The organism is Natrinema salsiterrestre (assembly GCF_029502005.1).
Classification (GTDB): domain Archaea; phylum Halobacteriota; class Halobacteria; order Halobacteriales; family Natrialbaceae; genus Natrinema; species Natrinema salsiterrestre.
In genome coordinates, this window is the sequence record NZ_JAMQOT010000009.1 from 37,109 (window position 1) to 57,690 (window position 20,582).

At 60.8% G+C, this 20,582-nt stretch carries 18 protein-coding genes; 12 read left to right on the forward strand and 6 right to left on the reverse strand.

What is annotated here, in order from left to right; translation table 11 throughout:
* Positions 1-73: 73 nt before the first annotated feature.
* Positions 74-1,297, reverse strand: coding sequence for an acyl-CoA dehydrogenase family protein (locus tag NDI89_RS19725; protein WP_277524124.1), 1,224 nt, complete (start codon positions 1,295-1,297; stop codon positions 74-76).
* 168 nt (positions 1,298-1,465) lie between these two features.
* Here NDI89_RS19725 and NDI89_RS19730 point away from each other — a divergent pair, with 168 nt between their 5' ends.
* The 3 genes from NDI89_RS19730 to NDI89_RS19740 all read left to right on the forward strand — a co-directional run bounded on the left by NDI89_RS19730 (position 1,466) and on the right by NDI89_RS19740 (position 4,001).
* Positions 1,466-2,632 carry a thiolase domain-containing protein gene (locus NDI89_RS19730; protein ID WP_277524127.1) on the forward strand — a complete coding sequence of 389 codons (1,167 nt, stop codon included), beginning with the start codon at positions 1,466-1,468 and terminating at the stop codon, positions 2,630-2,632.
* A complete protein-coding gene (locus tag NDI89_RS19735) occupies positions 2,629-3,006 on the forward strand; it encodes a Zn-ribbon domain-containing OB-fold protein (RefSeq protein WP_277524129.1) in 378 nt (125 codons plus the stop codon). The genes NDI89_RS19730 and NDI89_RS19735 overlap by 4 nt, the downstream gene beginning before the upstream one ends.
* A 107-nt stretch (positions 3,007-3,113) precedes the next feature.
* Positions 3,114-4,001 (forward strand): 3-hydroxyacyl-CoA dehydrogenase family protein, encoded by an 888-nt coding sequence (locus NDI89_RS19740; protein WP_277524132.1) that lies wholly within the window; start codon positions 3,114-3,116, stop codon positions 3,999-4,001.
* 159 nt (positions 4,002-4,160) lie between these two features.
* Here NDI89_RS19740 and NDI89_RS19745 read toward each other — a convergent pair whose 3' ends face one another.
* From NDI89_RS19745 to NDI89_RS19760, 5 genes are all read right to left on the reverse strand, one after another.
* Positions 4,161-5,690 carry a class I adenylate-forming enzyme family protein gene (locus NDI89_RS19745; RefSeq protein WP_277524134.1) on the reverse strand — a complete coding sequence of 510 codons (1,530 nt, stop codon included), beginning with the start codon at positions 5,688-5,690 and terminating at the stop codon, positions 4,161-4,163.
* Between the two features lie 417 nt (positions 5,691-6,107).
* A complete protein-coding gene (locus NDI89_RS24150; RefSeq protein ID WP_486641768.1) occupies positions 6,108-6,335 on the reverse strand; it encodes a DUF7979 domain-containing protein in 228 nt (75 codons plus the stop codon).
* 114 nt (positions 6,336-6,449) lie between these two features.
* Positions 6,450-7,250 (reverse strand): enoyl-CoA hydratase/isomerase family protein, encoded by an 801-nt coding sequence (locus NDI89_RS19750; protein ID WP_277524136.1) that lies wholly within the window; start codon positions 7,248-7,250, stop codon positions 6,450-6,452.
* Between the two features lie 133 nt (positions 7,251-7,383).
* Positions 7,384-8,193: an enoyl-CoA hydratase/isomerase family protein gene (locus NDI89_RS19755; RefSeq protein WP_277524139.1), complete on the reverse strand. Its 810-nt coding sequence runs from the start codon at positions 8,191-8,193 to the stop codon at positions 7,384-7,386.
* 165 nt (positions 8,194-8,358) lie between these two features.
* Positions 8,359-8,526: a hypothetical protein gene (locus NDI89_RS19760; protein ID WP_277524140.1), complete on the reverse strand. Its 168-nt coding sequence runs from the start codon at positions 8,524-8,526 to the stop codon at positions 8,359-8,361.
* Positions 8,527-8,591: 65 nt separating this feature from the next.
* Here NDI89_RS19760 and NDI89_RS19765 point away from each other — a divergent pair, with 65 nt between their 5' ends.
* The 9 genes from NDI89_RS19765 to NDI89_RS19805 all read left to right on the forward strand — a co-directional run bounded on the left by NDI89_RS19765 (position 8,592) and on the right by NDI89_RS19805 (position 20,543).
* Positions 8,592-9,590 (forward strand): TIGR04024 family LLM class F420-dependent oxidoreductase, encoded by a 999-nt coding sequence (locus NDI89_RS19765; protein WP_277524141.1) that lies wholly within the window; start codon positions 8,592-8,594, stop codon positions 9,588-9,590.
* A gap of 164 nt (positions 9,591-9,754) precedes the next feature.
* Positions 9,755-10,981, forward strand: coding sequence for an acyl-CoA dehydrogenase family protein (locus tag NDI89_RS19770; protein ID WP_277524143.1), 1,227 nt, complete (start codon positions 9,755-9,757; stop codon positions 10,979-10,981).
* A 192-nt stretch (positions 10,982-11,173) separates the two neighbouring features.
* On the forward strand, positions 11,174-12,163 hold the full coding sequence (locus NDI89_RS19775; protein WP_277524145.1) for an MBL fold metallo-hydrolase: 990 nt from the start codon (positions 11,174-11,176) through the stop codon (positions 12,161-12,163).
* A 116-nt stretch (positions 12,164-12,279) separates the two neighbouring features.
* Positions 12,280-13,446 (forward strand): acyl-CoA dehydrogenase family protein, encoded by a 1,167-nt coding sequence (locus NDI89_RS19780; protein ID WP_277524147.1) that lies wholly within the window; start codon positions 12,280-12,282, stop codon positions 13,444-13,446.
* A gap of 104 nt (positions 13,447-13,550) precedes the next feature.
* Positions 13,551-15,179: an acetate--CoA ligase gene (locus NDI89_RS19785; RefSeq protein ID WP_277524149.1), complete on the forward strand. Its 1,629-nt coding sequence runs from the start codon at positions 13,551-13,553 to the stop codon at positions 15,177-15,179.
* A 227-nt stretch (positions 15,180-15,406) separates the two neighbouring features.
* Positions 15,407-17,083, forward strand: a complete 1,677-nt coding sequence (locus NDI89_RS19790; RefSeq protein ID WP_277524153.1) for an acetate--CoA ligase — start codon at positions 15,407-15,409, stop codon at positions 17,081-17,083.
* A gap of 490 nt (positions 17,084-17,573) precedes the next feature.
* On the forward strand, positions 17,574-18,722 hold the full coding sequence (locus tag NDI89_RS19795; RefSeq protein ID WP_277524155.1) for a thiolase family protein: 1,149 nt from the start codon (positions 17,574-17,576) through the stop codon (positions 18,720-18,722).
* 352 nt (positions 18,723-19,074) lie between these two features.
* Positions 19,075-20,166: an amidohydrolase family protein gene (locus NDI89_RS19800; protein WP_277524158.1), complete on the forward strand. Its 1,092-nt coding sequence runs from the start codon at positions 19,075-19,077 to the stop codon at positions 20,164-20,166.
* A complete protein-coding gene (locus NDI89_RS19805; protein ID WP_277524160.1) occupies positions 20,166-20,543 on the forward strand; it encodes a metal-sulfur cluster assembly factor in 378 nt (125 codons plus the stop codon). Before NDI89_RS19800 ends, NDI89_RS19805 begins: the two co-directional genes overlap by 1 nt.
* Positions 20,544-20,582 lie beyond the last annotated feature (39 nt).

A 20,582-nucleotide genomic window follows, 5' to 3' on the forward strand; every position in this document is an offset into this window, starting at 1 on the left:
CGGACTCGAACGTTGCTCGCCAATTGCAATCTAAATGGCTTCAACTGAACGCACTGTGACGGGTTCGCCTCGCTCATTCCAACAGTCCGTTCTGCTTTGCGATCGTGTTGAGTTGTAGCTCGTCGGTCCCTTCGACGATACGGAGGAGGCGTGCGTAATTGAGGTGATCCATGAACCCATACTCTTCGCTGAGGCCGTTGCCGCCGTGGATTTGGACGGCGGAATCCGCGGCGTCCCAGTAGGTCTGCGTTGCGAACCAATTGAAGATCGAGATGTCCTCGACAACTGACTCGTCTCGATCTAGCTTCCACGCACAGCGGAGGCCCGCGGAATCGGCTGCATACTGTTTTGCACGGCCTCGAGCGACCTTCGACGAGATTTGCTGGAAGTTGCCGATCTGCTGGCCGAACGCTTCGCGTTCCCGGGCGTACTCGGTGGCTCGTTCCAGCACGTACTCCGCGAGCCCAACGGCCTGTGCGCCGAGCTCTAATCGTCCGATAGAGAGGAAGTCCATCGCCTCGTAAAACGCCTGTCCGACATCACCGAGGACGCGATCCGCCGGCAACCGAACGTCATCAAATCGAAGCTCCGCCTGTTGACCGATCTCGGCGGGGGTATTGTTGAGCGAACCGAGTTCCCACTCGTCCGATTCGACGATGAAGCAGGTGATCCCGCCGTACCGGCCGGCCTCGTCTCGCGACGAAGTCCTCGCGAATACCTGCGCGAAATCGGCGTACGGGGCGTTCGTAATCCACTGCTTCTGTCCGTTGAGAACCCACTCGTCACCGTCTCGCTCCGCGGTCGTCTGCATTGCCGGGGAGTCCGACCCTGCGGTCGGTTCGGTCTGTGCGAATGCCGTTGACTTCTCCCCCCTGACTACCGGTTCGACGTACTCGGCGCGCTGATCCTCGTCGCCGAGCAACAACAACGGCTTCGGCCCTTCGGGGCCCGCCAGAACGTGCTGGTTCAATCCCCGTCCGTTGGCGAAAACGTGTGTGATTGCCCGATACCACGTCACGTACGAGACGTCAGAGCCGCCGACGTCTTCGGGCATATTCATTGCATAGAATCCCGCGTCCGCGGACTTCTTGCGAACCGTCTCGATGACGTCGAGATATTCGTCCGTGAGGAGACCGTCTTCCTCGTGGCCGGTTCTCGGGTTCGTCAGGATATCTTCGTACTCAGCTTCGAGCGGTTCGATCTCCTGTTCGATAAAGCCATCAAGACTCTCGAGAATCAGTTCGGTTTCGTCGTCAGTATCGAAAGCGACTCCGCTTTCGCTAGTCGGTGAACTCATACTGGTAATTATCGGACAGACTGCAGAAGTGAAATACCTTCGGGTTACCCCCACGCTGTGTACCGACTATCAGTCTATCAGATGACTCGATGCCGCTGTCGACTACGATGTACCTGCCGAGATGATCAGTGGTGGGGTTTATACGCATACGCCACACAGTGAGAGTCGATGACACGAGCGAGTGTCGTAGGTGCCGGAATGACGACGTTCGGCCCCCACGAACGGACGCTTGCGGAACTGTTCGCCGAAGCCGCATTCAAGGCCCTAGACGATGCAGGGGCGACGAACGATAGAATCGATGCGTTCTATCTCGGGAACACGCTCGGCGGAATGACCGAAAACGAGACCCATCTCGCGCCGAAACTGGCGACGCATGTGGGGATCACCGGCGTGCCCGCACAGCGCTTCGAGGACGCCTGCGCGACGTCCTCGAACGCGTTCAAGCACGCGGTTCAGGCGGTAGAGAACGGAATCCATGACGTTGTCCTCGTCGGCGGAGTGGAGCGATGTACACCGGAGACGGGACTCGATACGCCGCGGATGACCGAGATATTCGCTAGTGCGTCGGACAAACAGTACGAGCAACCTGCGGGAATTACCTTCCCCGGCGTGTTCGCGTTGCTGACCAACCGACACATGCACGAGTACGGGACGACCGAGGAGCAACTCGCCAGCGTCGCGGTGAAGAACCACGCCAACGGGCAGCACAATCCCCACGCGCACTTCGGGAAAGAAACGACCGTCGAGGAGGTTCTGGAGTCGCCACTGATCGCGGACCCGTTTCGACTGATGGATTGCTGCCCCTTCTCGGACGGAGCGAGCGCGGTCGTCGTCACCAGTTCGGATGCGGCCGATTCGTTCGATTCACCGGTCGATGTCAAAGGGATCGGTCACGCCACGGGTACCGTTCCGGCCGCAGACAAGGAGTCACTGACCGCGACCCAGCCGGCCCGCGATGCGGCGGCGTCCGCATACGAGCAATCCGGTCGCAGCGCCGCCGACGTCGACTTCGCCGAAGTCCACGACTGTTTCACCGGCGCTGAGATACTCGCAACGGAAGCGCTCGGGTTCTTTGACGACGGCGAGGGCGGTCCCGCCGCCGAAGCGGGGCGAACCGCTCTCGACGGTGAGATACCGGTCAACCCCAGCGGTGGGTTGAAAGCGAAAGGCCACCCCATCGGGGCCACTGGCACTGCACAGATCGTCGAACTAACAACGCAGCTTCGAGGCGAGGCCGGCGACCGACAGATCACCGACGCTGAAACGGGACTCGCGCATAATCTCGGCGGCGACGCCGGAACGACCCTCGTAACGCTCATGGAGGCGCGAGCATGAGCGACGACGAACTGGTCGACGGCGATCTGACGTACGCGTCCTGGAAACGAGCGCTCCGGGACGGTGACCTCCTCGGACAGAAGTGTCGCGATTGCCGTCACGCCACCGCGGCACCGAAGGCCGCGTGCGCACACTGTGGATCCCGCGAGCTCGAGACGGTCGAACTGCCGACTACGGGAGCCATCTATTCCGAAACCACGATCACCGTCCCGCCGCGACAGTTCAGCGATGACGATCCCTATCAGGTGGCGATCGTCGAACTGGACGAGGCGCGCGTGATGGCGCATATAGACGGCGCAGTCGAGATTGGCGATACGGTTCGCCTCCAGGGATCGATCGAAGCAGACGACGCACCGGCGCCGCTTTTCGGATAGCCTATACGACGGTCGCGATACCCGTATCGCGATCCCCGGACGGTCCGACCGGCGACAGTAATTATATTACCGAGGGGCCGGATGGTAGTGGTGAGGTTTGACACAACATGAATGTTGCAGTCCTGGGAGCTGGCGCTATGGGTCACGGTATCGCCCACGTCAGCGCCCTCGGTGGACACTCAGTTATCGTTCGCGATGTCGAACAGGAACTCGTCGAAAACGGTCTCGAACAGATCGAGGAAAATCTCGAGGGCGGAGTCGAACGCGAGAAGATCACCCCGGCGGAGAAAGACGACGCGATCGAGCGGCTCACCGGAACGGTCTCGCTCGAGACGGCCGTCGAGGACGCTGATCTCGTCATCGAAGCCGTTCCGGAAGAGCTCGAGATCAAGCGAGCCGTCTTCGAGGAGGCCGAGGAATTCGCGCCCAGCGACGCAATCATGGCCACGAACACCTCGTCGCTGTCGGTTACGGAAATCGCCAGCGTGTTCGAGGACCCCTCTCGCTGTATTGGCCTTCACTTCTTCAATCCCGCCCACATCATGCCGCTCGTGGAGATCGTCGTCGCGGAACAGACGAGCGGAGACACGAAGGAGTTCGCAGATCACTACGTCGAAAGTATCGAGAAAACGCCGACGACGGTCACCGACGTCCCCGGCTTCGCTTCGTCCCGGCTTGGCGCGATGTTCAGTCTGGAGGCGATCCGAATGGCACAGGAAGGTGTCGCCAGCATCGAGGACATCGACGAGACGATGCGATTGGGGTATAATCTCCCGATGGGACCGATCGAGCTCGTCGACCACACTGGTGTCGACGTCAACGTCGAAGTGATGGAGTACCTCCGGGAAGAACTGGGCGAACGGTTCAAACCGCCGCAGTTGCTGAAACGGAAGCTTCGGGCCGGAAAACTCGGCCGGAAGACTGGCGAGGGATTCTACGTTTGGGAAGACGGAGAGATCGTCGGCGTTAGTGACACAGGGGACGTCACGGAATAGTCGGCGCGAGAAACGGATTCTCGTCTTCCGCTGATCGGTCGACGTTTTCGTCGATCCGGGCCCTTTTGTTTTCCAACCGGCATATTCGAGCCCTCGCCGTTGGAGATGTGATCCTAGATTTCGTCTTTGGCATCGCAAATCTCGGAACCTCTGTAAACGCTATTTCAGATTCGTTTTGATGATTTTCCCGGTCGGATTTCGTGGAAGCTCCTCGTAAAACTCTACCTCGCGGGGTTTTTTGAAATCAGCAATACGACTACCGACGTATTCCGCAACCCCCTCGGCGGCCATCGTCTCTCCATCGTGGAGGACCACGGCCGCCTTCACCCGTTCGGTCCACTCTTCGTCTGGAACGCCGACGACGGCTGCCTCGGAAATGCTCGCGTGTTCGTGAAGCACTTCCTCGATTTCCGCGGGATGGATGTTTTCCCCACCGGAAATGATCATATCATCGTGTCGTCCGACGAAATACAGGAACCCGTCCTCGTCCCGTCGTACGAGATCTGACGAGACGAAATAGCCCTCATCGTCGAATACTTCCCGGGTCTTTTCGGGCATTCCGAGGTACTTTTCGAACGCAGTCGGCCCGCGGTACGCGATCCGACCGATTTCACCGGGTTCGACCTCTTTGCCGTCATCGTCGACCACTTTGACCGCGACGTTGACGATCGGCTTTCCGATACTCTCGGGCTTCTCGAGCGCGTTCTGCGGGTCGAGTAGACAGGTAACGGGAGACATCTCGGTCTGACCGAACACCTCGTACAGGTTCGCGTCGAACGAATCGATGATTTCCTCTTTGAGCTCCTCTCCGGACGGTGCCGCACCAGTCATGTAATGTTCGAACGAACTGATATCGTAGTCGTCGAACCCATTGACGTTCAGCAGTGCGCGACTCATCATCGGGACGAAGAACGATCCGGTGATAGCTTCGGCGTCGATGACGTCCATCACCCGAACTGGATCGAAATCGTTCATCAAATACGTCGTCGATCCGCAGTAGAAGGTGTTGTTGAACAGCGCGAACGCCGCGATATGGAAGAGCGGTGTGACGACGAGGAACCTGTCCTCATTTTCACCGAAGTTACAGCTGTATACCGTGTTCACCGAGTTCTGAATGACGTTATCGTGTGTGAGAACGCAACCTTTCGGCTTTCCCGTCGTCCCACTGGTGTACATGAGTGCAGCGTCGTCGAGCCGGTTCGGCACTACTTCGACCCGGTCGTCGGAGACGTCTTCACAGGCGTCGTGAAACCCGTCGGCGAAGTCGGGTACGTCCGCACCGAGGTACAGGTACTCGTCGATTTGCGTCTCGGACTGCGAAGCGACCGCCGAGATCGTCTCTTTCGCGTCGCTGTCGAAGACGCAGAACCCCGCGTCGCTGTCTCTGAGAACGTAACTGACTTCATCGTCTTTGAACCGATGGTTGATCGGCACCGGCAGAGCACCGAGTTTCATCGCGGCGTAGTACGTCTGTATGGTCTCCGGGTGGTTCTGCATGTAGACTGCGACCCGGTCTCCCTCCGAGACGCCGCGGTTCGAGAACATCCGTGCGATTCGGTTCACTCGGTCGTCGAACTCGCGGAACGTGATCACGTCTCGACCGCCGCCGGTGAGGGTCACGAGGCAATCGTCCTCGGGATATTTTCGCGCATTCGTCACAGCGATGTCTCCGAGGGTCAATCCGTCCATAGTCGCAGTCTCGCTGGTATCATTATAATATTTTTCACGGATGGACTACCGCTTCAACCCCTCAAACTTCGACGTTCACCGCGTTCCCCAGTAGCTCGATCGTTGCGGGCGGTTTTCTTCGTCGGATCGCCCGAGTACTGACCCTCAGCGAATCGATTTATAGACCTTCGTGCACCCGTTTGAGATCCATCACCTGCACAAGTAAATAACGACCTAAGTGTGTTATTAGACGGCCCCTTCGAAAACCGTAATATGTCCAGCCAAACCACGGGCTTGTTTGTTACACGATAGCACAGCAGCAGACCTGATTCGAGCGCGCTGGGGTGCAGACGAAAACGTTGTTCGGACGAATTGTAGTGTAAGCACTGTCTGTCGTGCAATCCGCCCACGAAGAAGTTCGTCACAGAACCGGCCGGGTCAGGGACGCTCCTCGGTGACCGTGACCCGATAGTAGTCGGTGTATTTTACGATCTCGTACGTCTCCAACATGGCACCGACGCTGTCCGGCGTCCGAGACACGGTTTCGTCTTCCTCTAGCAAACGAGAGAGACGATTTTTCGCCTGGTCGGCGAGTTGGTCGTAGTGGGAGACGCGCGAGTCATGCGGCACTCGTTCGACTGGGGAAAGGCTGATCCACATTGTCATTTGTCGTATACGATTGTCGTTGGTTGTTCGAACACGACCGTGACGGACGCACGTCGCGGTCGGTGGCCTATTCGGTCACTGTGGTCAGCGCTCACCGAGCGTCCGACGACGGTCTCACTGGCCTTTGAACTCCGGCTCCCGGTTCGCCACGAACGCGCTGACGCCCTCCGCGTGGTCGTCGGTTTCCGCCGCCGTCGCGATTGCGTCCGTCTCCGCGGCGAGTTGTTCCGCGAGCGAGCGATCGAAACTCCTCGTGAGAAGCTGTTTCACGGCACCGTACGCTCGCGTCGGCCCGTCCGCGAGCTGCCGCGTCAGTTCGTCGAGACGCGCATCGAATTCGTCATCCGGAACGGATTCGGTCGCCAGACCCCACTCGACGGCTTCTTCCGGCGAGATCGGCTCGTCGAGTAAGGCGATGTCTTTCGCCTTCCGGAGGCCGACGAGCCGCGGGAGATGGAACGTCGCACCGCCGTCACCCGGGAGCCCGAGGCGCGGATAGCCGTATTCGAAGCGAGCGTCCTCGCTGATCAGGACGAGATCTCCGAGGAGGGCGATACCGAGGCCGGCACCGGTCGCGACGCCGTTGACGCCGGTGACGAGCGGGACGTCCGCCTGGTGGAACTGGACGATCGCATCGTGGAGAATCGATGCGCCGACTCGCACGGAATCGGATCGATGACCGTCTTCGTCGAAGCTCTCGACGTCGGCGCCGGCACAGAATACGCCGTCAGATCCCGTCATGACGGCACATCGCGCGCTGTCGTCGGCGTTGAGAAACGATGCGATCTCGAGCAGTTCGTCGCCCATCGTGTCGTTGAGCGAGTTGAATTTCGTCGTACTGTCGATCGTGATGGAGACGATACCGTCGTCTCGTTCGAGAACGAAGTTCTCACACTCCGGCAGTGATCGTGCCATGGTATCACGTATACGTCCCATCGTTATAATTCTCCTGACCAGTAACGAGCGCCGGTCGACGAAGTTCCGGTCGGACACAGGATTTGCGGCGATTCGGACGACCAGTGGCCGGTTCCCGCCGTCGCCGGATCAGTTACCGTCCCTCGAACTCCGGCTCGCGTCCCTCGAGGCGGGCAGTGAACCCCTCCGTGTAGTCGTGGGTATCGTCGAGCTGTTCGCCGAGCGCCCGTTCGTACGCGAGCCCGTCGTCGAGGGGCATCTCCAGAGCGGCGTTAAGTGCCTCCCGCGCTCGCTCCATCCCCAGCGGTGCGTTCTCAGCGAGATCGTCCGCTAGCGCTCGAGCGCGTTCGTCGACCGCTTCCGCGTCGCAGACCTCGTTGACGAGCCCGATTCCTTCCGCCTCTTCGGGGTCGATGAACTCGCCGCTCAGAACGAGTTCTTTCGCTTTCGCCAGCCCGATCAGGCGCGGGAGTCGTTGCGTTGCCCCGCCGTGGGGGAAGGTACCGAGCTGTACCTCGATGACGCCGTATTTTGCGTCTTCGGAGATAATCCGGAAGTCTGCGGGAAGCGACAGCTCGAACGCGCCCGCGGGTGCGGCGCGCTTGATGCCGACGACGGTCGGAACGCGCGCGGTATCGATGGTCTCGATGACGTCACCGAGGAGACTTCCTCCGCTCTCGGCGCCGCGGGACTCGCCCTGCTGGGCCCGTTCGCCGCGATCACGCATCATCTCGAGGTCCATCCCCGCACAGAAGACGGGGCCCTCCCCGAGCAGTGCGATGGCGCGGACCTCTTCGTTCGCATCGACCTCCTCGAATGCCTGCTTCAGGTCGGAGAGAACGTCCTCGTTCAGTGCGTTTCGCTTGTCCGGGCGGTTCAATATGACGTCGGCGCGGTGGCCGTCGATGTCTACGATCACGTGACCAGTGCCAATTTCTCGCATACCAAACGGTCAACCAGATCGACCTTAATTGTACCGCCCGGATGACGTACACTCCCGCTATTCGAACCGTCGTTCGTCGAGTGGTCGGTTCTGAGTATACCAGTGCAGCCGCTATCGTCCCCGAACTCCGTTTGTAGTCGTCTTCGGCGAACGTCCCCGCTCCTCTTAGTAATCCTCCGTCTCCAGCAGTCGTTCGACCAGCCGTCGATCGTATTCTCGTCCCTCTCGCAGGCCGGTCTGTGGTTCGATGTTGCCAGACTCCTTGATCCCCGAACCGAAAGCGACGGCTTCGAAGCGCTCGAGACCCGTATCGTCGTGGCCGTTCGCAGTCACCTACTGAATACCGCGTACCGAACCTGGTATAGCTTTATCACGTCGAATGGCTAACGGAACACCGTATGACAGACCGTGACGTATTCCTCCCGGTCGGTGCACAGCCGACGCTCGATCAGCTCGTCGATCAGGCGGTTGCCGCGGAGGAACTCGGATACGATCGCGCCTGGTTCCCCGAATCGTGGGGTCGAGACGCCGTGACGGCGCTCGCGACCGCTGCCGAGCGAACGGATCGAATCGGCCTCGGAACGAGCATCGCCAACGTCTACTCCAGATCACCGGCGCTGCTCGGACAGACGGCGGCCACGCTGCAGGAGGCCAGCGATGGCCGCTTCCGACTCGGACTCGGACCGAGCGGCCCGCTCGTCGTCGAGAACTGGCACGGGATGGAGTTCGGCAATCCGCTGCGTCGAACCCGAGAGGCGATCGAAATCGCTCGGCAGGTAGTGGACGGTGAGACCGTCACCTACGACGGCGAGTACTTCTCGCTGGACGGCTTTCGGCTGCGCTGTGATCCACCGGAGCCGGCGCCACCTATCGACACTGCCGGACTCGGTCCGAAAGCCGTCGAGCTCGCCGGTCGTTTCGCCGACGGCTGGCACGCCGTCAACTACACGAGGGGCGGAATCGCCGATCGCCTCGAGGACCTCCGACGCGGCGTCGAACTGGGAGACAGGGATCGCGATGATCTCCGCGTCACGCTCTCCGTGAGCTGCTGTGCCCTCGAAGACGGTGAGCGCGCCCGCGAACTCGTCGCCCAACACATCGCCTTCTATATCGGCGGGATGGGAACGTTTTACCGCGATAACCTCGCTCGTCAGGGGTACGACGAACTTGCGCACGAGATCCACGACGCGTGGCAGCGAGGGGAGCGCGACTATGCCACGGATCGCGTGCGGGCGGAGTTACGCGATCAGATGGGCGCTGCCGGCACGCCGGACGAGGCCTGCATGCAACTGGAACGGTTCGAGTCCATCGACGGCGTCGATGCGATCTATATTTCGTTCCCGCGAGGAGCCGAACCGGACGAGATACACGAGACCATGACCGCGATGGCGCCGTAGTCTATCGGTCTCGATCCTCCGAAGCGGTGGACTGTGTGTTCCCACTCAGCGTCGGAGTGTCGTCCCGATCGGAGCTGATTGCTTCGAACCGATGTCTCTCACATCAGAATGCGTATGTGAACGCCGGGATTTATATGTATATTCCAATACTGTTCTATGTACACATGGCACAATCAGCCGAGACTAGCCCCGGCGTTTCCTTCGGGACGGACGACGAGACGGAACTCATCCTCCAGAGCCTCGAGGAGTTCGTCGAGCAGGAAGTGAAACCGATAGCCGATGACCTCGGTGAGACGCTGACGAACCCCCGGCTCGGACACGAACCGAACGGTCGGCTGACCGACGAGGTGCTCGAGGCGAGACGTGAGGTGCGACGGAAGAGCGCTGAGGCCGGCTTTTACGCGATGAATATGCCCGAGGCCGTCGGCGGCGAGGACGTGTCGGCCGTCACGTGGTACCGGGCGAACAAGCACCTCGCGAAGCAGGACGTGCCGTTGGCTTCGAACGTCCTCGCCGGTCCCGGCGGTCCGAAGCCGCTCCTCGCTCAGGCGGAGGGCGAACAAGTCGAGCGGTATCTCGAGCCGGCGATGCGCGCGGAGAAGACGACCGCGTTCGGACAGACGGAACCCGGCGTGGGGTCGGACTCGCCGAACATGGAGACGCGGGCCGAGAGAGACGGCGACGAGTGGGTACTCAACGGGCAGAAGCAGTGGATCACGAACGCGCCGTACGCCGATTTCATTCAGGTCTTTGCGAGGACGACGCCGCAGGAAGAGGCGGGCCGACACGGCGGAATCACGTGTTTCATCGTCGAGTCCGACGAGTACGAGATCGGGAGCCTGAACAACGCCGTCGGCGCGACCGGCATGCAGGCGGAGGTCCACTTCGACGACGTCCGGCTCTCGGACGATCGCGTCCTCGGGAGCGTCGACAACGCGTTCTACGACGCGATGTCGTTCCTCGGACTCGGTCGCGTCGAGATCGGTGCGACGGCGGTCGGTCACGCTGAGTGGCTGCTCGACGAGGCCACGAACTACGCGAACGAACGCGAAGCGTTCGGCGAGCAGATCGGCCAGTATCAGGCGATATCGCACAAGATCGCTCGCGGACGCGCGAACGCGCTGGCGGCCGACACCGTCGGGCTCAAATGCGCCTGGCTACTCGATCAGGGCGAGCCGGCGATCGCCGAGTCATCGATCCTCAAGTGGTTCGCGAGCAACGCGTTCTGGGAGATCGCCGACGACGTCGTCCAGATTCACGGAGCCAACGGCCTCGCCGAGGAAAACCCATTCATGGACCGCCTCCACCGCGCCCGGATCCAACGGGTCGTCGAGGGAACCGACGAGATTCAGCTCAACACGATCGCCAAACAGTACGGCGTGGAAATGTAAGCCGGGAGACGGAGCGAGGAACTCGAGCGTGCTGACCCGGACGCGACCCCGCCGATACGTATCGGCTCCGGTCGTCCGGCTCGCGATCTCCGAAACGGGACCAGGATCCCTCTCGCCGTACGGCGGCGCTTCTACGGGATGGTTTTGCCGCTAATCGAACCTTATCCATCGTGGATCACCGTATCTATTGGCATGAGCGAACCGAATCGAATCGCTGAGACCGATCTCGATGCGACGGTCCACCGGCTGGAGTTCACCGTCGATTGGCCGCCGGGTCACGCGGCGGCGTACGTGATTTCGGGTGACGAACCGATTCTCATCGACGCAGGCACGCCCGGGGAGCGCGGCTCCGAGGAACTACGCGCCGAACTGAGCGAGCACGGGTACGGTCCGTCGGACATCGAACACGTCTTGCTCACGCACGGTCACACGGATCACGTCGGCCAGACGCCGACGCTGCTCGAGGCCGGGTCGCCGACCGTCTACGCGCCGAGACAGCTCCGGGATCGATACGAGCGAGAGATGGAAACGGTCGCCGAGAGGACCCGAGCGAATCTACTCGAAGCGGGCCTCGAACCCGAGTACCTCGACTCCGCCAGCGAACGCTTGCTTTCCGCTCACCGCACCGTGCGCGCGTCGCTTCCCGAGGACGCGGTCGACGTCTGGATCGATGATGCGTCGTTTACCGTCGGGACGCGCGAAATCGAACCGATCTATTCTCCGGGACATCATCTCAGTCACTTCTGTTTCGGGACGACGCTCGACGGTGACAGAGTCGTTTTCTCGGGCGATATGGCGATGGAACCGTTCCGCGCACCGTCGCTACTCGTCAACTTCGACGACGGTGTCGAGGACAGCGTGCGACGGTTTCGAGCGACGTTAGATCGTCTCAAGACGTATCGGTTCGAGCGGGTGTTCCCGGGCCACGGTCCGGTACACGATCGGTACGAGGCGTGTCTCGACCGATCCATCGCCGATCTGGAGTCTAAACTCGAGCGGTGCCTCGAGCGGATCGAATCGGACCGGACGACGGCGTTTCAGATCGCGACGGAGAGGGCGGGCACGGAGCACGGAATCGGTCGAATCTTCGCGGAGACCGTCGGGCTCGTCGGATATCTCGAGGACCGAGGGGATGTCCGGAGCGTTCTCGAGGACGGCGTTCGATTCTACGAGAGTACCTGACCGGTTCGCGTACTCCCGTGTGATCAGCGGACCAGATAGACCGTCTTACGGAGAGAGGTCCGTCGGTAGTGCCGATCGATGCCTTGTTTTATGACAGCTCGTGAGAAGGTGAGTGTATGCCCGTTTCCGAGACGGAAGTCCACGACTTGATCCGAAGGTCGGTGCGCGAGCTCGCCGCCGAGTACGACGCCGACTACTGGCGCGAGCACATCGATCAGAAGCGCTTTCCCGGATCGTATTGGCAGGACCTCGCGGACAACGGCTGGCTCGGCGTCGCGATCGACGAGGAGTACGGTGGAGAGGGAATGGGAATGCACGAGATGACGATCGTTATCGAGGAACTCTCGCGCGCCGGTGGACAAGGGGGCATCATCTTCATTCTGACGCCGGTATTCGGCGGTATCAGCATTCAACGACACGGGACCGACGTCCAAAAGCGCGAATACCTCCCGGAGATCGTCGACGGAAACTGCCGGTTCTGTATGGGGTTGACCGAACCGAACGCCGGGACGAATACGCTCTCGATCGAGACGACGGCCGAACGGGACGGTGACGAGTTCGTGATCCACGGCGAGAAGACCTTCATTAGCAGCGTTGAAACCGCCGACGAGATGTTACTCGTCGCGCGTACCTCCGAACTCGATCCCTCGGATCCGACTCGCGGCGGAACACTCTTCCTCGTTTCCGATCCTGCCGAGCGCGACGCGATCTCGCTGTCGACGCTCGACACGGCAGTGCCGTGGTTCGAAGAACAGTATCGAGTCAATATCGATGGCTTACGCGTTCATGAAGACGACATCCTCGGAACCGAGGACGACGGGTTCAGACTCATGTTCGATACGCTCAATACCGAACGGATCGCCGGTGCGGCGAGTGCGCTCGGTGACGGACTTCGGGCCGTCGACCTCGCAGTCGAGTATGCCAACGACCGCGAGGTGTTCGGGCAACCGATCGGCGCCCACCAGTCGGTCCAACATCCGCTGGCCGAGAGCTACGCCAAGCTCCTCGCCGCCCGCCAGATCACCTACAGTGCCGCTGCGAAATGGGACCGTGGCGAGGACTGTAGCATGGAAACGAACGCGGCCAAACTGCTCTCGAGCCAGTTCAGTACCGAAGCCGCGTCACAGGCGATTCAGACCCATGGGGGGAACGGATTCACGAAGGAATACGAGGTCTACGACCTCTGGCAGAATGCGCGCGTGACGGAAACTGTACCCGTTTCGAACGAAATGGCGAAGAACCACATCGCGGAACATCACCTCGGACTCCCCCGCTCGTATTGATCCAACTGGGCCGCAGGGACGGCCGATGGGTTCCCCGATCGTGGGCGCTGGTCCTTCCTGACAGACGAAAAAACTATACCTCCTTTCAGTATACGTGGTATCATATGACATACGAGAGTGTGTACGAGGCTGTGTATGACCAGTACGAGACGGACGCGAGCTGGGACGAACACGCCCACGTCGGGGACAGAGAGTCGCTCAATATCGCAACCGAATCCCTCGGTCGGCACGCATCGTCGGCGGACATCGGGCTTCGAATCCGGGACTTCGAGAGCGGCGAGACCGAGACGTACACGTTCGCTGAACTCGACGCCGCCGCGAATCGAGTGAGCAATTACCTGGACGCACACACCGAACGCGGCGACCGAATCGGCGCGATGCTCCCGACGCAGTTCGAGCTATACGCCGTCGTCTTCGGGACGATCAAGGCCGGCCGGATCTATCTCCCGCTCGCACCGATGTTCGGCCCGGACGCGCTGAACTACCGCCTCGAGGACTCGGGAGCGACCACGTTGTTCACCACGGCTGACGGCTGCGAGACCGTCGACGGGAGTCTCCCCTCGCTCGAGCGCGTCGTCACGGTCGACGACGGACGCGAAGCGATCGACGGCGACGTGACGGTGGACGACTACGACGCGGTCCGCGATCGGTCCGAGACGTTCGACCCTGTCGAGACGCACCCGAACGACCCGTACACGCTGACGTACACGTCAGGGACCACCGGGCCGCCGAAAGGGGTATTGAGCAGTCACGGTGGGGTAATCGAGCTTCACGCGTACGCGGAATACGTCGCCGACGTTCGCCCCGACGATGTCTATCTGGTCGCCGCGTCACCGTCGTGGTCGTACGGGCTCAACATGGGAACGGTCATGTCGGGCATTCGAGGGACCGCGATCGGTTGCTATCGCGGGCAGTTCGATCCCAACGCGTTCTTCGAAACCCTCGAGGCGTGGGACGTCGACAACGCGATGATACCGCCCACGGCCCTCCGGCAGTCGCGAGCGGGCGGAATCGATCTCGAGGCGTACGACATCGATCTCCGCGTGCTCCTCTCGGCCGGCGAATCGCTCGACGAGGATACCGTCGAATGGTGTGAAGACGGTCTGGGCGCACCACCGCAGGACGCCTACGGGTTAACGGAGGCCGGTATGGTGGTCTGTAACTACGCGTTCGACGACTGGGAGGTAAAGCCCGGGAGCATGGGGAAAGTCCTCCCAGGGGTCGAGGTAGCGTTACTGGACCGGGACGGCGACGAAGTCGAACAGGGCGACGTCGGTGAAATCGCCGTCAAACGCGATGCGGACGCGCACGGATCGTACTGGGGCCGACCAGAGGCGACGCTCGAGACGTTCACCGGCCGCTGGCTCAGAACCGGCGATCTGGCGCGGCGAGACGAGGACGGATATTACTGGTACGTCAGTCGCGCGGACGACGTCATCATCTCCGCCGGCTATCGCATCGGTCCGGCGGAGGTCGAGGAAACGTTACTCAACCATCCCGCGGTCGAGGAAGCGGCCGTCGTCGGTACGGATCACGAGACTCGCGGCGAAATCGTCAAAGCGTACGTTACCCTCGTCGACGACTACGACCCGAGTGAGGGACTGACCGATGAACTTCAGGAGTTCGCCCGAGACGAACTTTCGAAACACGAGTACCCTCGTGAGCTCGAATTCCTCGACGAACTCCCCAAGACCGCCAGCGGGAAAATAAAGCGGTCCGCTCTCGAGGGGTGAGTCGCTGGGAATCGAGCGATTCGAGTGCTTTTGATTCGAGACGACGATACGGATTCCGAGGCACTGAACGCGCAGTCTCCAATTCTCAGTGTCGCGAAAAAATTTCCGACTGGACGGTTCGATGAATCGCGCTCGAGGTCCTGCCGCGGCTGCTTGTCTTCGCGCCGAGAACGGTAACCAGATGGGCGATACTATTAATACGGGCCGTCTTGTGTCCTTGGTACACGATGGCACACATCGACCAATACCATTTCTACGAGCGTGATTGGGAGAGCTACGAACAGCTCCGCGAATCCTTCGAATGGGAGATTCCCGACCAGTTCAATATGGCGGAGTACGTCTGTGATCGATGGAGCCGTAATCGCGGGCGCGTCGCGTTCTTCGCGGAGGACGAAGCGGGGGACCGTCGGACGCTCACCTTTCGCGATGTACAGATCGAGGCGAATCGCATCGCGAACTACCTCTCGGAGGCGGGAGTGACGCCGGGCGACAGAGTTGGGATCTGTCTCGGGCAGCGCCCGGAGGCCGCCGTCGGCCATATCGCGGTGTGGAAACTGGGCGCCGTCTCCGTCCCGCTCAGTACGCAATTCGGGGACGACGCGCTCGCATACCGACTCGACGACTGTCGCGCCGTCGCTTGTATTGTCGACGGGTCCAGTGTGGATACCCTCCGGTCGATTCGTAGTGATCTCGAGGCGCTGGAGACGGTGCTGACCATCGGGGCGGACCCGGTGCCAACGGAAACGACCTGGGACGCAGTCGAGCGTCGATCTCCGCAGCAGTTCGAAACGGAGGAAACGAACGCCGACGACGACGCGATCATCATCTATACGAGCGGCACGACCGGCGAGCCAAAAGGTGTGCGTCACGCACATCGGCTGTTGCTCGGTCACTTACCGATGTTTGCCGAGAATTTCATGGAGACGGGAACGGCGGACGAAAGCGTGTTCTGGACCCCCGTCGAATGGTCGTGGATCGGATCGCTGTTTTCGGTCGTGATGCCGACGCTATACTACGGCCAGCCGGTCGTCGCGTACGATACCGATCGGTTCGACGCCGAATCGGCGTTCGGCCTCATCGAGCGATACGGGATAACGAACCTCGGGGCACCGACGACGGCACTGCGGATGATGATGCAGGTCGACGATCCCGCGGATCGATACGCACTGGAGACGATTCGGCACGTCGCCGCAGGCGGTGAGGCGGTCGGTGAAAGCGTTATCAGGTGGGCGAGGGAGACGTTCGATGGTGCGGCCATCGAAGAGGTGTATGGACAGACGGAGGCGAATCTCGTCGTCGGAGACTGTCACTCGCTGAAGGAGCCTCGGCCGGGGAAGATGGGTCTCGCAGCGCCGGGCCACGATGTAGCGATCGTCGATCCGGAGACGGCCGAACCGATCGACGAACCGGGAGCGGTCGGCGAGATAGCGGTTCGATACGAGGGGAATCCGGTTTGCTTCCGAGAGTACTGGAACAAACCGGACCGGACCGACCGAAAGGTCCGCAATGGTTGGTTGCTGACCGAGGATTTCGGAACGGTCGATGAGGACGGCTTCTTCTCGTTCGAAGGCCGCAAGGACGATGTGATCATCACGTCGGGCTATCGAGTGAGTCCCGAGGAAATCGAGGAAGTGATCGCGAGCCACGTCGCCGTCACGGATGCCGCGGTGATCGGCGTTCCCGACGAAGATCGGGGGAGCGTCCCGAAAGCGTTCGTGGTCACTAGTGACGATGAATGGCGGACTCCCGAATTGAAAGAGAAACTCGAAAATCGCGTTGCGGATCGTCTCGCCCGCTACGAATACCCGAGGACGATCGAATTTCTCGACGAGCTGCCGACGACATCTACCGGCAAAGTCCGACGGCAGTCCCTCCGCGAGCGGGACGGCATCGCGGATTCGTGAGAGATTGCTCGCGATCGGACCGACGAGACGGGAGTGAGGACCACTCGAACCACGCGGCTCCGAGGCGATTCACCGATGATGTCGCTCCTTTTCTCTTCTTAAAGGGGTACTGTGGAGGGTGAGCGATAGGTTCGACGTCCCGTCGTCTCGTAATTATCACGCCCGGTGTGTTGCTAACCCTCTCTGTCACGGCCGAGAAAGCGTCCCCGACCGCCGAATGTAATAAGTATTTAAACAATATTAGGCATTTGGATTCCCAACAGCGACCAAAGCAATAACACACTAAGGGCGTTATTAACTATCGGAGATTTCGGTTCCGTTCGCCGGAGAAGCAACGAGATCGTTGGGAGTTACCGGATAGCACACGTGGCACAGATCCCTCACCTACGGAGCTAACAAAGGTATCCATTCGACTAAAGTAAAACAACTTACATATACCGGAACAGGGCCAAAGCCTATTAGCACCACCGTAGTTACCAAGACACGTACCATGAGAAACGCAGTTATCGTCGACGCAGTGCGTACCCCGTTCGGAAAACGAGATGGCTCGTTCCGTGACACGCATCCGCAAGACCTCGCGGCGGAACCGCTCGAGGCGCTGCGCGAGCGCAACGGATTCGAGCCGGAGACGATCGAAGACGTCATCTATGGCTGTGTGACGCCGATGGACGAACAGGGACTCAATATCGCCAGACTCGCACCGATGGTCGCCGGCTGGGGCGATATCGTCCCGGGCGTGCAACTCAATCGGATGTGCGGTTCGGGACAACAGGCGGCTAATTTCGCTGCATCGAACGTTATGGCCGGCCAGCACGATGTCCTTATCGCGGGCGGCGTCGAACACATGACCCGCGTTCCGATGGGTTCCGACGCTGGCGGGCTAACGGACACGTACTTCGAACACTTCGACGAGCGGACTCATCAGGGCGAGGGTGCCGAGCGCATCGCCGAGGAGTATGACTTTACGCGCGAAGAACTCGACGAGATCGCCGTCGATTCTCAACAGCGCTGGAAACGCGCCTGGGACGACGGTCGCTACGACGATCAGATCACGCCGGTCGAGACTGAAGTCGACGGTGAGGAAGTCGTCGTCGAGCAGGACGAACACCCCCGTCCCGGAACCGACATGGATACCCTCTCGGAGCTCCCGCTATCCTTCCGCGACGAGGGTGAAGGGTTCCACCATCCGGGCAACTCCTCGGGAATCGTCGACGGCTCGTCCGCATTGCTTATCGCGAGCGAGGAGACTGCCGAAGCACACGGTTGGGAACCGATGGCCCGCATCCGTCAGACGGAAGTCGTCGGTGTCGATCCGGTTACGATGCTGAAAGGACCCATCCCGGCCACCGAGGGCGTCCTCGAGAAGGCGGACATGACGGTCAGTGACATCGACCTCTTCGAAGTCAACGAAGCGTTCGCATCGGTCGTCGCCGCTTGGCTCGAGGAGACCGGTGCGTCGTGGGAAGACGTCAACGTCAACGGCGGCGCGATCGCCCACGGTCACCCATTGGGCGCGACCGGGGCGGCGTTGCTAACGAAACTGGCCCACGAACTCGAGCGCACCGACCAGGATACCGCTCTCTCTGCGATGTGTATCGGTTTCGGACAGGGCATCGCGACGATCCTCGAGCGGGTCTAGCTGCTACCCGTCCGGCTCATCAGCTCGCATCGAATTTTCACACCGCGACGGCCGTGCGCCTGAGGTAGGCTCTGTGACCGCAAGGGACCGCATTCGTTCGAACGGAACTACCGTTCGGACTGCCACGATATCGATGGGTTCGTCGATAGATGACTCGTTTTTAGGACACTCCCCTGACGGACACGGTTCTTGTCTTCGCCGCTTCGTGACTCGCTTCCGGATCACGATCTGAACCTCGTCCAAAGGTATTAATATTGTCACGTGAAGGATGTATTCGCATGGTGTCACGTGTTACTATCATGTCCAGTCCGCGTGTGAACAGCGAACTCGAGGACGATACGGAGGAGAGCCGATGTTAGACCTTGCGGAGACGTTCGTGTACGATGCCGTAACGCACTCGTACAACATGTCTCCGTCGAACTACCGCAATAAACAACATGCCGAGGGAATCACGGAGATGCTCTTCGGAAACGTGTCGAGCGTCGTCTCCGACGAGTACACCCTCACCCCGGAGGGCTTCGTGCGGGATTGGGGCGTCGAAGAGACGGCGACCATGCTGTTCGAGGAGAGTTACACGGACATGGCGACGTTCCATCCAGTACCGATGTACGCCTTCCATGACGGGCTGGTCGCTAACGACAAAGCCGGGGAAGTCGCGGATCGATGGCCCGACCGGTTCCGTTCTTACGCCTGCGTGGATCCGCTCCGAGACGAGTGGGAGGACGAACTCGAAGCGCAAGTTCGGGACTTCGATCCGCTCGGGATCAAACTCTATCCGTCCCACTGGAGTGAGGATCATCACGAAGGCTGGAGTATGGGTGATCCGGAGGTCGCGTTTCCCGTCTTCGAGAAGGCGCACGACCTCGGCATCGAACTCATCGACATCCACAAAGCCATCCCCTTCGGGCCCGTCCCGCGGGGCCCGTATCACCCCGGTGATGTCGACGAGGCGGCCGAGAGCTTCCCCGATCTCACGTTCAGTATCGTCCACGGCGGCTATTCGTTCACCGAGGAGACCGCCTGGCAGCTCGCTCGCTTCCCGAACGTCTACGTGAATCTGGAGGGACTGCCGGCGATTCTGCTCGGTAACGAACGGCGGTTCGGCGAGTTGCTCGCCGAGTTGATCAGTTTCCTCGGAGAGGACGGAATGGACCGGCTGTTCTGGAGTTCGGGAGCGATGTCCGTCCACCCCCGGCCGCAACTCGAAGCGTTCCGTGATTTCGAGTTCTCCGAGACGGTCCGCAAGAACACCAGTATGATGGGCGAACTCCCCCAGATCACCGACGACCACAAGCGGAAGATCCTCGGGGAGAACTACGCGACGCTCATCGATCTCGATATCGACGAGGCCCGTACGCGTATCGAGGACGACGAATTCAGTAATGCGCGGGTGGACAGGGAACTCGCAGACCCGTACTCGACGACGAACGCCGAGGTGGCGTGATGTCCTCCCTCGAGAACCGAATTCGCGAGCGGTTGGACGAGGTCATCGATCCGTGTAGTGCGGCCAACGGAACGAACCTCAGTATCATCGATATGGGCCTCCTCGACGAGATAGACGTCGATGAGGGCCACGTCACCGTTTCGATGCGACTCACCACTCCCTTCTGCATGCAACTCCCCTACTTCGTCGAAGAGATCGACGACCGGATCGGCGCTATCGACGAGGTGACGTCCGTTAGACTCGAGACCGACGAGGGCGTCGACTGGCACACGGGGATGATGTCCGAGGAGGCACAGAAACAGCGACGGGAACGCAAAGCTGCCCGCGAAGCGGAGTACTTCGACGAGACAGCAGAGGACGTCCAAGCTGACGATTGACGGGGGCAGGGTCGGCGGAGACCGTTTTTCACAGTGTCA